Source organism: Clostridioides mangenotii TR (assembly GCF_000498755.1).
Taxonomy (GTDB): domain Bacteria; phylum Bacillota; class Clostridia; order Peptostreptococcales; family Peptostreptococcaceae; genus Metaclostridioides; species Metaclostridioides mangenotii_A.
On sequence record NZ_AXUS01000026.1, the window covers coordinates 1 to 14,161 of the forward strand.

General features: G+C 31.9%; 12 protein-coding genes and 1 pseudogene. 4 read left to right on the top strand and 9 right to left on the bottom strand.

Going from position 1 to position 14,161, the window contains the following annotated elements:
* Positions 1-373: 373 nt before the first annotated feature.
* The 3 genes from T473_RS0112620 to T473_RS19260 all read right to left on the bottom strand — a co-directional run bounded on the left by T473_RS0112620 (position 374) and on the right by T473_RS19260 (position 2,853).
* Positions 374-1,171 carry a pseudouridine synthase gene (locus T473_RS0112620; RefSeq protein ID WP_029791790.1) on the bottom strand — a complete coding sequence of 266 codons (798 nt, stop codon included), beginning with the start codon at positions 1,169-1,171 and terminating at the stop codon, positions 374-376.
* A 394-nt stretch (positions 1,172-1,565) separates the two neighbouring features.
* Entirely contained in the window at positions 1,566-1,994 is a 429-nt protein-coding gene (locus T473_RS0112625) for an N-acetyltransferase (protein WP_024622224.1), read from the bottom strand.
* A gap of 418 nt (positions 1,995-2,412) precedes the next feature.
* Entirely contained in the window at positions 2,413-2,853 is a 441-nt protein-coding gene (locus tag T473_RS19260; RefSeq protein WP_024622225.1) for a YmaF family protein, read from the bottom strand.
* Positions 2,854-3,207: 354 nt separating this feature from the next.
* Between T473_RS19260 and T473_RS18360 the strand changes: the two genes are divergently transcribed.
* A complete protein-coding gene (locus T473_RS18360) occupies positions 3,208-3,366 on the top strand; it encodes a DinB/UmuC family translesion DNA polymerase (RefSeq protein WP_278246370.1) in 159 nt (52 codons plus the stop codon).
* A gap of 10 nt (positions 3,367-3,376) precedes the next feature.
* On the opposite strand, the gene T473_RS19860 is transcribed toward T473_RS18360, so the two are convergent.
* Positions 3,377-3,505 (bottom strand): Y-family DNA polymerase, encoded by a 129-nt coding sequence (locus T473_RS19860; RefSeq protein WP_330369506.1) that lies wholly within the window; start codon positions 3,503-3,505, stop codon positions 3,377-3,379.
* A gap of 241 nt (positions 3,506-3,746) precedes the next feature.
* On the opposite strand from T473_RS19860, the gene T473_RS0112635 reads away from it, so the two are divergent.
* Together T473_RS0112635 and T473_RS20185 are read left to right on the top strand one after the other, a co-directional pair.
* Positions 3,747-3,935, top strand: a complete 189-nt coding sequence (locus T473_RS0112635) for a ferredoxin (RefSeq protein WP_024622226.1) — start codon at positions 3,747-3,749, stop codon at positions 3,933-3,935.
* Positions 3,936-4,222: 287 nt separating this feature from the next.
* Entirely contained in the window at positions 4,223-4,372 is a 150-nt protein-coding gene (locus T473_RS20185; RefSeq protein ID WP_416361139.1) for a tyrosine-type recombinase/integrase, read from the top strand.
* A 135-nt stretch (positions 4,373-4,507) separates the two neighbouring features.
* Here T473_RS20185 and rlmD read toward each other — a convergent pair whose 3' ends face one another.
* From rlmD to T473_RS0112660, 5 genes and pseudogenes are all read right to left on the bottom strand, one after another.
* On the bottom strand, positions 4,508-5,866 hold the full coding sequence (gene rlmD / locus T473_RS0112640) for a 23S rRNA (uracil(1939)-C(5))-methyltransferase RlmD (RefSeq protein WP_024622227.1): 1,359 nt from the start codon (positions 5,864-5,866) through the stop codon (positions 4,508-4,510).
* A 187-nt stretch (positions 5,867-6,053) separates the two neighbouring features.
* Positions 6,054-7,813: pseudogene (pyk, locus tag T473_RS20015) on the bottom strand (pyruvate kinase).
* Between the two features lie 68 nt (positions 7,814-7,881).
* The gene (gene pfkA / locus T473_RS0112650; protein WP_024622228.1) at positions 7,882-8,841 is read right to left on the bottom strand and encodes a 6-phosphofructokinase; all 960 of its coding nucleotides are present in this window, start codon (positions 8,839-8,841) and stop codon (positions 7,882-7,884) included.
* Positions 8,842-8,987: 146 nt separating this feature from the next.
* Positions 8,988-12,554 carry a DNA polymerase III subunit alpha gene (locus T473_RS0112655; protein WP_024622229.1) on the bottom strand — a complete coding sequence of 1,189 codons (3,567 nt, stop codon included), beginning with the start codon at positions 12,552-12,554 and terminating at the stop codon, positions 8,988-8,990.
* Positions 12,555-12,633: 79 nt separating this feature from the next.
* Positions 12,634-13,185: a CD3072 family TudS-related putative desulfidase gene (locus tag T473_RS0112660; protein ID WP_024622230.1), complete on the bottom strand. Its 552-nt coding sequence runs from the start codon at positions 13,183-13,185 to the stop codon at positions 12,634-12,636.
* A 153-nt stretch (positions 13,186-13,338) separates the two neighbouring features.
* On the opposite strand from T473_RS0112660, the gene T473_RS0112665 reads away from it, so the two are divergent.
* Complete coding sequence (locus T473_RS0112665; RefSeq protein WP_024622231.1) at positions 13,339-13,896, top strand: CD3073 family putative ECF transporter S component; 558 nt, start codon at positions 13,339-13,341, stop codon at positions 13,894-13,896.
* The last annotated feature ends 265 nt before the right edge of the window (positions 13,897-14,161 follow it).

Here is a 14,161-nt window from a genome sequence, read left to right on the forward strand (position 1 = left end):
TATAAAAATATGTATAATATTAATATATATAGCTCAATGGAAAAAATATAACTTGATAGTTTATATTTATTCAGATTAAGAGAATATAGTTTTAATCTAATAATTTTTAGGAAAATAAATATGTAATTATGATAAATAACTATTTGTAATCCTTTATTCGATTAAGTTTACTTTTAAATTTAAAATAAGGCAGGTAACATTAAGTTACTTGCCTTATTTGTATAATCTGTATTATAAATACTAGATATAAATCCAATCTTACCAAGGTTTTAATGAAATTATCTCAATATCAGTAAAGTTGTCTAAATTAATTTTTATTCTTTCAACGTATCGCTATGTTCACTAATTGCAATTAGCGTATTGTCTCTATCTATTATTTTACTTTACTTTTTTGAATAGATTTATTTAATATTTGTAATTCCTCTTTCGTTACATAACGCCAAGTTCCTACTTCCATTTCTTTCAACTCAATATTCATGACCCTGATTCTTTTTAATTTAACTACTCTAAAACCAAGTACAGTACACATTCTACGTATTTGTCGATTTAAGCCTTCTGTTAATATAAGGCCAAAAGTTCGTGAGTTTATCTTTTTTACTTTACAAGGTTTTGTCATTTGATATTTCTTTTTGACTGCATTATAAATTTTTACACCACTTTGCATTCGTTCTATAAATGCAGGTGTAATATTAGCATTTACGCTTACAATATATTCTTTTTCGTGTTTGTATGTAGAACGTAGTATTTTATTTACGATATCCCCATCATTGGTCATTAATATTAGACCTGATGTGTCTTTATCTAAACGTCCAATAGGAAAAAGCGGTTCTTTATAATTCAAATAATCTACGATGTTGTCTTGGTCAGCTCGATCAGTAGTACATGTAATGCCAGTTGGCTTATTAAGTACAATATATACAAATTCTTGTTTTGGTATAATTTTATTCCCATTTACAAACACTTCTTGAGAATCAAAAACTTTTGATCCTACTTCTGCTATTACTCCATCAATCATGACTTTACCATCTTCTATGAAACGATCAGCCTCTCTTCGTGAACAGTGACCTGAACTACTTATATACTTATTAAGTCGTATTGACTCTTTTTTTTCGTGTTCAATAATAGAAGTTGTTGTTGATTTCTTTTCTCCAACTTGATGAGCATGTCTCATATCTTATACCTCACTTTATATTATCATTACATTGTTTGAGTATCTTATTATAATACTTAATCTTAGATAATTATAGCATAGATAATGTCCTTAATATCATCCATTTCAGCATCATAAAGAGTCTCTTTTATTTCGTTATGTTCTCCAACTTCGTATATAATTTTACTCTATCTATAACAGTTAATAAAGTTTAATTTATTCCTTTATTAATAATTGGGCGTGCTTTTTATACACTCAGCGTCTGCAATTCAATTTTTTAGATTCTAGTTTCACAACACACTTCTTTATTTTTATTTTAAAACATCATTCCTTGAATTACAGAACAAAATACCGTATAATCATTTATGAATAATACGGTATTTTATAAATTACATATTTTAAATTTTATATTAAACTATTTCTCACCAAAAGACATGGTATATTCCATTTCTTTTGTATCTTCATTAATATTTTCCCTTACTACTTTAAAACCGTTTTTAAGGTAGAAGCTTACTGCCTTCTTGTTTTTTGTAAAGACATCTAATACGAGATATGGATACATTGATTTACAATACTCTATCAGTTTATGACCAATCCCTTCACTTTGATGTTCCTGTTTTACAAAAATTCCTGCTATATAATTTTGATCTACAATTCCTATAAATCCTTTTATAATATCATCTTCTGTATATACATAAATATCAGAGTATGGTAACATTTTTTTTACCATTTCAAAATTCCCAATCCAATATTCTTTTGGTATGAACCTGTGAGCCTCTATATTAGTCTCTAGCCAAATTTCCATAATGTCGTCTAATTTAGTTAAATCAAATTTATTAATCATGTTATTCTCCTCATTTTTTAGTAGATTAAATTAGAAGTAGAATACACTCATGAAGTTCACCCTTTCTTTTTTCGTACTTTTGTTCAAATTATACCATATATGTCATTCATTTTAAATACAACTTTACAACTATTTTAATTTCATAAAACACCCTGCTTATTACTTTATATAATTGAGGCACACTATAGTATTTTTTTGTTTTGTATTAGATCATAATGCTTTCTATTAATGGTTCACAAACTGGCACGTATTTAGGTTTTGTGCTCCAATAAACGAAATAAAAATAATTGATGTGTTTTCTTATAAATATGTACATATTTCGATACTATATGTATTTCTTCTCATAAAATAAACCCACTTGTAATACTTACAAGTGGGTTTTATATGGCCTACAGCATTAAAAAATAAATACTTGTAACTAATCTCCTATTGGATCATCTATTAAAGTGGCAAATTGGAATTCATGTTGATGTCCATCAACAATTGTAGTGTCTCCATCTACAAAGTGAACATGTCTACCATTTCCAACTGGAATAGGAGGACCTGTTACATCACAGATTTTGTGGAAGTGATCTTCATAAAAGTCTGTTCTGTTACTAAGCTTATGAAAATGACTTCCATCTGATGTAAAAATAGCTTCTCCTGTTACACATGCAAAACGGTGATTATGTGGATCCTCTTGTGGTTCTGCAATTTTTACACTACCTTCATACTCATGCGTATGAGTTTGCTCTTCAGCAGGTTTCCAATTTGATCCGCAATGCTCATGCTCTCTTTCTTTGTGGCAATGGCAACCTTCAAAACAATTTCTACAATTACTACATTTGCATCTATCATTTCTTCTATGACAATTACACATAAAATTTTTAACTCCCTTTTAGAATTATTGTGAGATAATATGCTTCTCACAATATTATTTTATGAATTTTATACATAATTGTTACAAATTATGACATAATCTGCTCCATTTATACTCTTGCAATGATAGGTGCTATTATCCAAGGTGCTTATCATTCTCTTTTTCATTTCTTACTCTTTTGTTTTTCAACATAAAAACGACCTCCTATAGTTATTACCGTAGGGAGTCATTATTTAATTTACAGACTCTTTCTCATTGTTTCAATTTAAAAACAGATATGGTTAATATACTTGAAAGCATTATAAAATAAAATGTGTGCCATTTGAGCCTTCAATATAGAGTATAGATAATTATATAACTCTAAAAAGGAATCTAACAAAGGATGAAGAAGTGAAAATTATACTATATAAACTTACAGAGAGTGTAACGGAGAGATTTAGAAAGCATGGTTTTGTATGTAGTACAGTACAAACAGCAATAAGAGACGAGACATTATCGTCATATGAGAGATAAGGACAGCTTATTATCCCTTGCACACAACAAACGAGCTATTAAACAAGTCATATGAATCTCCTTGGCTTCCAACTGCTAGAGGTTTATCTCGTAACGTTGGATTATACAAGCATTCAACAATAGCGTAAAAGTTGTTCATATATGAATGCAATATAACTCTTTCTATAAAATCACCTCAATAACAGAACTTATATTCTATTGTATGCTGTAAGATGGATTATATACAGGGGCATCTTAATTATTAGATCAACTATGTACGTACTTTGGCATTTTATTAATATTAATTATACTTTTATACGTCTTATATAATTTAAGAATTAAAATTATACTTTAGTCTATAATAATAAATAACAAATAAAATAAGAGGAGGAGTACGTTTTATGAAAGCTTATGTAGATAGAGACACTTGCATTGGATGTGGAGCCTGTGAAGGAACATGTCCAGAAGTTTTTAAGTTAGATGATGAAAATAAATCAGTTCCAATTAAAGATGAGATACCTGAAAATCTACTAGATCTTGCAAAAGAGGCTGAAGAAGGATGTCCAGTAGATGCTATTACTGTAAAGTAAAATTTTTTAAAACTACTTAATATCATTAATTTCATATTTAGGTAAAGTGGTAGCAGTATGAGCTGCCACTTTATTAATTTCTGCATAAATTCTATTTACTGACTACTTTACTTTTCTTTTTTGTTTAATTCCCTTTTCATTAAATATATCCATACTATCACCTCTTAAGTTTAGTATGGTCAATGATGGTGATTTTAAGCTAGGTAATTGTGAATATGAACGCTTAATTTATAATAAGCATAGAGCATGTTATATATCATTTACCATATACTTATGCTTCCAGAGTTATTCATTACAGCTTAGGAATAGTATTTAGTTTTCATTCTTTAAGACATACGCATGCTACAATGCTAATAGAAAATGGTGCTAATATAAAAGATGTGCAAGTTAGGCTTGGTCATACTAATATAGAAACTAATCTAGGAACACGCCACTAAAAAATGTCAGAACAAACAGTCGATATTTTCGAAAGTGCTACCAAAGAAAAATTTATTATAAAATAAATTGCCAACGATAAAAATCTTACGTTGGCAATTTATATATTATCACATAATTAAAACTCTGAAATCAAGCTATACGCTCACAAGTTTGGCAACACTTTCCACATGAGTACTATGAGGGAACATATCAACCGGTTGAATCTCCCTACACTCATATCCATACTCGTTTAAATACGCCAAATCCCTAGCCAAAGTAGAAGGATTGCAAGAAACGTAAACTACTTTTTCAGGATTCATCTTTACTATAGTATCTAGAACTATTTGATCGCATCCTTTTCTAGGTGGATCGACAACTACTACATTTGCAGTTTTACCCTCTTTATACAGCCTAGGAACCACTTCCTCTGCTTTACCTGTATAAAATTCTGTATTGTATACATTATTGTTCTCTGCATTTATTTTTGCATCTCGTATAGCTTCTTCTACTATTTCTATACCGTACACTTTTTTTGCATGTTTTGCTAAAAATAACGATATAGTTCCTATTCCGCAGTAAATATCGTATACTATATCATCTTTATCTAAATCCGCATACTCCAAGGCTTTATTGTATAAAACTTCTGTCTGAACTGGATTTACTTGATAAAATGATAGCGGTGATATGTTGAATTCCAATTCACCTATAGTATCACTTATTTTTCCGTCTCCATAAACGACTATATTCTCTTTTCCAAGTACTACATTTGTATCCTTTTTATTAACATTCAGCACTAGTGTTTTAAATCCTGGAATATTTTCCTGTAAAACTGAACAAAGCTCACCTAAGTAAGGTAGATCACGACCGTTTATAACAAGTATTATCATCACTTCATTTGTTGAAAATCCGACCTTTGTTACCAAATGCCTTATTATCCCTTTATGAGTTTTTTCATTGTACAGACTTATTTTATAAGCCCTTATATACGTCTTAATTATTTTGACAATTTTGTCATTTACTTCGTGTTGAATTACACATTTATCAGTAGCGATTATATTGTGACTTTTCTTTTTATAAAATCCTACCGCTGGCAATCCATCTATGTTTTGTATAGGAAATTGAGCCTTGTTTCTGTATCTAAAAGGATTGTCCATACCAAGAGTATCTTTGATATTTACATTCTCTAGTTTGCCAATTCTTTGTACTGCCTGTTTAACTTCATTTTTCTTTAGATCAAGTTGTTTGTTGTAATCAAGTTCTTGAATCTGGCAACCACCACAATCTTTAAGATCTTCACTACAGACTCTAGCTACTCTAAATGGTGATTCTTCTAATATTTCAACAATATCCCCAACTGCGTAGTTTTTTTTCGATTTATTTATTTTTACTTTTATTTTATCTTGAATTAGCCCACCCTCGACGAAAACAGTAAAGCCATTGTATTTGCCTACTCCTACTCCGCCTTGGCCTATGTCGACTATATCAACGAGATACTCCTCATTTTCCAATAGCATATTTTTTCCTCCGAACATTTTCACCTAAAGCAATTAATACTTTAGGTGAGTTAATTATTTTATATTTAACCACAATACTTTATTTTAACAAAGATTGTCGTACTATAAAAGACTTAATGTCGATAATTATTAAAAAATATAAAGAATATTTTCGGCTTTAGTTCCAAATAGTAAATTTTCGTTGAAATTACAATACTCTAGATGAACCTCTATATACAACACCTCTTGCTGCATCAACTGTCACTGTTTCTCCTGTTTCAACTTTTTCTATTATTCCTGTAGCTGATAATATTACTGGGATATTCATAGTAAGACCGAAAATTGCAGCATGTGAAGTCATTCCACCTTCTTCTGTTACTATTGCACTAGCTCTCTCTAAATAAGAATTCATGCCTGAATTTATCACTGGAGATACTAATATATCTCCATCTTTAAAGTCATCCGCTTCTCCTTTAGAGTTAATCAAACACACTCTACCTTCTACTGTTTGACTGCCAACACCCATTCCTTTTACTATTTCTTCGCTAATTACATGTACTTTTATTAGATTTGTAGTTCCGCTAACTCCTACGGGCACTCCTGCAGTTACTACTACAAGCTCACCATCTGAGATATATCCTGCACTTCTAGCGCTATCTATTGCAAGTTCTATAACCTCATCTGTGTCTTTTCCTTGAGCGCATTTTACTGGGTATACTCCCCAAGTCAATGCTAATTTTCTCATTACTTTTTCATCGCTTGTTGTAGCTATTATTGGAGCTTTTGGTCTAAATTTAGAGACCATTCTAGCGGTATGACCAGAAGCAGTCGCAGATATTATTGATGACGCATTTAAATCTACTGACATTGAACAAGTTGCATGACTTATTGCATCAGTAACACTTATCTCTGCAAATTCACTACCTTTAAGTGACTTAACGTATTCTAAAGTTTCCTCTGTTCTTTTGGCTATTGTAGCATCATTTTAACCGCTTCAACTGGGTATTTACCAGCAGCTGTTTCACCAGATAACATTATAGCATCTGTACCGTCGTAAATTGCATTTGCAACATCAGTGACCTCAGCTCTTGTAGGTCTAGGATTTCTAATCATTGAATCTAACATTTGTGTTGCAGTTATTACAGGCTTAGCCAGTTCATTACATTTTTTTATCATCATTTTTTGAACTATTGGCATTTCTTCTGTTGGTATTTCAACTCCAAGGTCTCCTCTAGCTACCATGAGTCCATCAGATACTTTTAGTATCTCATCAAGATTCTCAACACCCTCTTGATTTTCTATCTTTGAAATTATTTGAATATCTGTCGCATCATTATTTTCTAGTAATTCTCTTATCTCAAGTACATCAGATGATTTTCTTACAAATGAAGCCGCTATATAATCGATTCCTTCTCTTATTCCAAATTTAATATCCTCTACATCTTTCTCTGTAAGAGCTGGTAGGTTTATCTTAACACCTGGAACATTAACTCCTTTATGATCTTTAACTACACCCGAATTTTCTACTACACAGTTTATCTTATCTCCACTGATATCCTTTACTCTAAGACCTACTAAACCATCATCTATAAGAATAATATCACCTGGTTTTACATCGTTTACTAAGTTTTTATAGCTCACTGTACATATGTTTTTATCTCCAAGTACTTCTTCCATAGTGATTGTAAAATCTTGCCCATCCTCTAAAAACACTTCTGGGTCTTTAAAGTTTCCTGTTCTTATTTCTGGTCCCTTTGTATCTAAAAGCATTGCTACTGGTTTATTTAATTTTGCGCTAACTTTTTTAGCTATATCAATTCTCTCTTTTTGCTCCTCGTGATTTCCATGCGAAAAGTTAAATCTACATACATTTAGACCTTCTTCCATAAGCTTAGTAAGTGTTTCTTCGCTCTGTGACTCTGGACCTAATGTACACACAATTTTTGTTTTATTCTTTTTATCTAACATCAAGCTCCTCCTTGTCATAACCTATATTGGATTTTGTTGATTTATAAATTTTTATGTCTATCGTTAAATTATATAGAAAGTATCTTTGCCATCTCATAAATATCTCTATCAAAGCTTTTCTTTTGAGAAAGAGCCTTTACTATTTCTTGATCCACTATTTTATTATCTTTTATACCTACTACTCTTGCACTGACTCCATCCAGCAGTAACTCTACTGCTCTTACTCCTAGTTTGCTCGCTAATATCCTATCAAATACAGTTGGGCTTCCACCTCTTTGTACATGACCTAAAATAGTAACCCTTAAATCTAGTCCAGATGCTTCTTCTAGTTTTCCTTTAAGATTTCCTGCACTATCCGCCCCTTCAGCTAGCAAGATAATACTGTGTCTTTTACCTCTTTTTTGTGTGGTCTTAAGTCTAAACGCTATATCATCTATATTAATAGGCTCTTCTGGAACTACTATAGTTTCAGCTCCTCCTGCAAGTCCTGCATAAAGCGCTATATCTCCGCAGTGTCTACCCATAACTTCTACAATGTTTACTCTCTCATGCGAAGATGAAGTATCTCTTATCTTACTTATAGCGTCTACAACAGTATTCATCGCAGTATCGAATCCTATTGTGTAATCAGTATATGCTAGGTCGTTATCAATAGTCGCTGGTATTCCAATTGTGGCTATACCCAATTCACTTAGTTTACTCGCGCCTATAAACGATCCATCGCCACCTATTACAATAAGACAGTCTATATTGTGTTTTTGTAGGATTTTAGCTGCTTTAATTCTTCCTTGGAGAGTTTTAAATTCATCGCTTCTTGAAGACTTTAAAATTGTCCCACCTCTGTGAATTATATCTCCAACAGATGATAAGTTCATCTCTTCAAAATCCTCTTCAAGTAAACCATTGTAACCTCTATTGATTCCATAAACTTTACACCCATAATATATTCCTGATCTTACTACAGCCCTTATTGCTGCATTCATTCCAGGAGCATCTCCACCACTAGTCAACACGCCTATACTTTTCATATGCTTAGTCTCCTTATGTTTGTCATTCTAACAAGTTTTGCATTAATATTTATTAAAAAGTATCATTGATTCCTATAATTAACTTCGACTTTATAAATTAATAGGAAACACATTGATACTTTTCATTACTCAATAAATTGCCATTGCTACTTAACTTTTATATTGTCACCAGGCATTATTTGCTCTAAATTGTAGATAAGTTTATCGTCAGCACTAGTACTAACGCCAGTCATTTTATATGCTTTTTTATTACCTAAATTGTTTTCATCTTCAGGGAATAAATATATTTCATCATTTCCCGGATGTCTATATGCTATATCTGTGATAGTATCTGTCAATTCTGTATTTTTCAAACTATCAATTTTAATATATAATTTTTTAGACTGAGCTACTTTGTTGTACTGCACAAAATTTCCATTTGGTCTTCTATAGTTATTTTCGTTGAACTCAGAATGGTCTGATATATCCTTAATCTCTCTTGCTATAAGTTTTGCTTCTTCCTCTTCTTTTATACTCAAAGTACCTTTTATAACTACTATTCCATCTTCGTTTAATACATCGTTGTACTTTTGAAGCAGTTGAGGGAAAACTATAACTTCTATCGATCCATAAAGGTCCTCTAAATCTACAAATGCCATTAAATCATTTTTTCTAGTAGTTTTTACAGATTTCTTAACTATCATACCACCCATTATCACATCAGTTTCATTTAATTTTAAGAAGCTTTCCTCATCGTCTTTTAATGCGTTCAATTTTCCATTATCTGTAGAAGTTCTCTCTAAAATTTCTTCTTCGTACTCAGAAAGCGGATGTCCGCTTACATACATTCCCAGAACTTCTTTTTCAAGGTTTAGCCTTACTCTCTCATCGTATTCTTTTACAAGCGGAATTGTATATAAATCTTGAATTATATTCTCTTCTTCGGCGGCCCCGAGTCCATCAAATAACGAAATCTGACCTTTTATATTTTTCTTTCTATCCATTGCAATACTATCTAAAAGTGGCTCATATCCCGACATCAAGCTCGCTCTATTTCCACTTATTTCATCAAACGCCCCACATTTTATAAGACTTTCTATAACTCTTTTGTTGGTATCTTTTTGATCTAGTCTCTTAATAAAATCCATAAACTCTGGGAATTCGCCTACAATCTCTCTCTCATCTATAATATTATTTATTATATTTACACCAACATTTTTAACTGCTGCTAATCCAAATCTTATATTATTTCCTTCAACTGAGAATTTTGAAAAACTTTTATTAATATTTGGAGGAAGCACCTCTATATTCATAGCCTTACACTCTCTTATATACTCGACAACCTTGTCGGTATTTCCCATAATACTAGTGATTAAGGCAGCCATAAATTCGACAGGATAATACGTCTTCAGATATGCTGTCTCGTACGCCAAAACTCCATATGCAGCGGCATGCGACTTATTGAATGCATATTTTGCGAAATCAATCATATCGTCAAATATCTCATTTGCTGCTTCTTCAGGCACGCCATTTCTTACGCATCCCATGATCTCTATATTGCCTTCATCATCGTATTTACCGTGTATAAAGTACTGTCTCTCTTCTTCCATTACATCCATTTTTTTCTTACTCATCGCTCTTCTAACAAGGTCACTTCTACCATAGCTGTATCCACCTAAATCACGAACTACCTGCATAACCTGCTCTTGATAGACAAGACATCCATAGGTAACATCCATTATAGGTCTAAGTTTTTCATGAAGATAACTAACTTTTTCTGGATTATTTTTATTTTCGACGTACTTTGGTATTGAGTCCATTGGACCTGGTCTATAAAGTGAAATACCGGCTATTATATCCTCGAATTTGTCTGGTTTAAGTTGCTTCATGAAACTCCTCATTCCAGCACTCTCGAGTTGGAACACCCCGAGTGTATTACCTGATGCCAAAAGTTCGTACACTTTTGGATCGTCATAATCCATCTTTGAAAAATCTATTACATCTGTATAACCTTTAGCTTCTCTATTTTTTTCAATTAATTCAAGTGCATCATTTATAACGGTAAGAGTTCTCAGACCTAAGAAGTCCATTTTAAGCAGTCCAAGCTCTTCTAATGTCGTCATAGTAAACTGAGTAGTAATAGAATCTTGATGTTTATAAAGCGGAACGTACTCATCTACAGAATCCTTAGATATAACTACTCCGGCTGCATGCGTTGAAGCATGTCTAAGCATACCTTCTATTTGTTTTGACAAGTCTATTATCTCTTTAGTCTCACCATCTTCATCGTACATAGATTGTAGATTTGGGTTGGTATCTAAAGCTTTATCTATAGTCATCCCTAAAGCGAATGGGATCTCCTTTGCAATTCTATCCACTTTGCTGTAAGGGGTATCTAATACCCTTCCAACATCTCTTATCGCCGCTTTAGCTCCCATTGTTCCAAATGTTATAATCTGAGCAACATGGTCTTCTCCATATTTTTTTTTAACATAATCGATGACTTCCTCTCTTCTCTCATAACAGAAGTCGATATCGATATCTGGCATTGACACACGTTCAGGATTTAGGAAACGCTCAAACAGCAGTGAATACTTGATTGGGTCTATATCGGTAATTTTAAGTGTATATGCAACTATCGATCCAGCAGCACTACCCCTTCCCGGTCCAACTAATATGTCATTTTGCTTTGAGAAATTTATAAAATCCCAAACTATTAGGAAGTACTCAACATATCCCATCTTCACTATTACATCTAACTCAAAATTAAGTCTGTCTATTGATTCTTGATCAGGCTCTCCGTATCTCTCTTCAAGTCCTTTAAAACAAAGCTCTCTCAAATAACTCTCTGGAGTTTTTCCATCTGGAACATCATATTTAGGAAGGTGGATAGTGTTGAAATCAAACTCTATATCACACATTTCCGCTATCTTAACAGTATTATCCAATGCTTCTTCTATGTACGAAAAAGCCTCTTCCATCTCTTCTCTAGACTTTAAGTAAAATTCTTCACTACCAAATCTCAACCTATTTGGATCGTCTACTGTTTTCCCCATCTGAATACACATAAGTACATCGTGAGTCTTAGAATCCTCTTTTCTTACATAGTGTATATCGTTTGTGGCAACTAATGGTATACCGGTCTCCTTAGATAATTTTATGATTCCAGCATTTACTTCTTTTTGTTCTGGGATATTGTGATCTTGAACTTCAAGGTAGAAATTTCCTTCACCAAATATATCGTTGTATTTTGTAGCGAAGAATTTTGCCTTGTCGTAGTTTCTATTCATAAGTGATTTGGCAACATCTCCAGCCAAACAAGCAGACAATGCAATTATTCCTTCACTATGTTTTTCTAATTCCTCCATATCAACTCTTGGCTTATAATAAAATCCCTCTGTATAGGAAATTGACACAAGCTTTATCAAATTTTTGTACCCCTGCATATTTTTAGCAAGAAGTACTAAATGCCCTTGATGTTTATCGTAATTTGGGTCTTTATCCCTGATAGTTCTAGGTGCTGTGTACACCTCGCACCCTATTATTGGTTTGATACCCTCTTTTTTTGCTGTTTTATAAAAATCTATAACTCCGAACATATTCCCATGATCAGTTATAGCAATTGCACTCATATTCAGTTCTTTGGCCCTTTTTATAAGGTTTGGAACTCTTGAAAATCCATCTAGCAAACTATATTCCGTATGCACATGAAGATGAACAAAATCTTTTTTCATTTAGACATCCCCTCCTGTATAATAATTTTACCATAAAAATTTAGACTAAAACTCTTTATATAAAAATTATAACTAGTTTTTAATATAGTTTTTTATATACATCATTTATAGACTCTTCTAGTCTTGATTCATCGATTCCAAATATAGGTATATCAATTGTATATTCGTCTAGAAGTTTTACTAATTCTTCAATAAAAACACCCTTACCTTCTATCGATTTTATATCTCCTATTTTCTCACTTAAATTTTTACATCCGCTAAGTTCTCCGTACCATCTTTTTGAAGAACATGTTTTGTTGTATCCACAACTAGGACTTCCGTCTATTGCAATTATACCTTTTATCTCATAAGCATTATCTATGTACATCTTCATCTGATGTATATAGTTTAATAATAACTCTCTACACTTTTCTCTATATATAATATTATCAAACTGCTCTTTTGAGTGACCCCATCTATTTATTCCATACATCAATAATTCAGGGCATGGGAGCTGAATAATCCCAAATCCATCTTCAATTAATTTTTTATTAAAGTCTAATGCTCCTTCATACTCTGATGATCCTTCTACTTTGCTATTACAATTTAGTAGACAGTGACATTGTATAACAATTTTCTTATTTCTTCTCATGGTCTCCTCCAATATTTTATATAGAAATGTTTTATAAGTGCAACTTCTGTATTGCTATTACCTATACTTCATATCTTCTTTTGTAAAGTTTTGTATAATTATATTGTAATAATATCACATAATTAGTTTTAATTACACGAAAGGATATCGATTATGAAAACAAAAGCTTTAACTTTTAGTGCAATGTGTATAGTCTTAAATGTAGTTGTCGGATCTATTATGCAAGCTATAAATATACCCCTATTATTCTTAGACACTTTTGGAACTATAATGGGTGCTATAATACTCGGTCCTCTATACGGAGCTATTATAGGTGGTGGTACAAATTTAGTTCTTGGAATAATATTAGGACCTATCAACTTCCCTTTTGCTTTAGTTAATATTGCCCTTGGACTTATAGTAGGATTTGTATCAAAAAAATGGAAATTTAACTACATAACTGCCATATTAACTGGTGTAGTACTAGCTGTTTTATGTCCGCTAATTGGAACTCCAATATCTATAGCTGTCAGTGGCGGCTTAAGTGGCAGCGGGGCTGATTTATTGGTTGGATTCTTAAGACAAAGCGGAGAAAGTATATTCCAATCTGCATTTCTAGGTAGAATTGCTAGTAACATAGTTGATAAGCCAGCATCTTGCATACTTGCTGTATTCTTAGTTTCTAGATTACCTAAACAATATTTAAATGAACTTAAAAAAGCCGAAGCATAAATTTAAACTTTTTATTTAAAAAGACTCCATATAGTGGTCACTTTTTTAGTGTATACTGTATGGAGTCATTTTTAATCTACTATAATCTTTATTATTTCTCTCTCATCTCTTAATCTTTTTGCTGTTTCACATATAGAAATGAGTAGCCTCTCTATAGTATACTTGGAAAGCTAATTTTTTATAAAATGTTTCTATGAATTCCCCAGTTGTTTATTTTCATGTTGAGAATTCATTTATAACAATCTCATTTAATATATTTTAAAGA

What these genes read in the sequence shown, in the direction of transcription:
- pfkA (WP_024622228.1), bottom strand. Translation starts at nt 8,841, where the DNA reads ATGAAAAGTATAGGCGTGTTGACTAGTGGTGGAGATGCTCCTGGAATG.
- rlmD (WP_024622227.1), bottom strand. Translation starts at nt 5,866, where the DNA reads ATGCTATTGGAAAATGAGGAGTATCTCGTTGATATAGTCGACATAGGC.
- T473_RS0112655 (WP_024622229.1), bottom strand. Translation starts at nt 12,554, where the DNA reads ATGAAAAAAGATTTTGTTCATCTTCATGTGCATACGGAATATAGTTTG.
- T473_RS0112620 (WP_029791790.1), bottom strand. Translation starts at nt 1,171, where the DNA reads ATGAGACATGCTCATCAAGTTGGAGAAAAGAAATCAACAACAACTTCT.
- T473_RS0112665 (WP_024622231.1), top strand. Translation starts at nt 13,339, where the DNA reads ATGAAAACAAAAGCTTTAACTTTTAGTGCAATGTGTATAGTCTTAAAT.
- T473_RS0112660 (WP_024622230.1), bottom strand. Translation starts at nt 13,185, where the DNA reads ATGAGAAGAAATAAGAAAATTGTTATACAATGTCACTGTCTACTAAAT.
- T473_RS19860 (WP_330369506.1), bottom strand. Translation starts at nt 3,505, where the DNA reads ATGAACAACTTTTACGCTATTGTTGAATGCTTGTATAATCCAACGTTA.
- T473_RS0112625 (WP_024622224.1), bottom strand. Translation starts at nt 1,994, where the DNA reads ATGATTAATAAATTTGATTTAACTAAATTAGACGACATTATGGAAATT.
- T473_RS0112635 (WP_024622226.1), top strand. Translation starts at nt 3,747, where the DNA reads ATGAAAGCTTATGTAGATAGAGACACTTGCATTGGATGTGGAGCCTGT.
- T473_RS19260 (WP_024622225.1), bottom strand. Translation starts at nt 2,853, where the DNA reads ATGTGTAATTGTCATAGAAGAAATGATAGATGCAAATGTAGTAATTGT.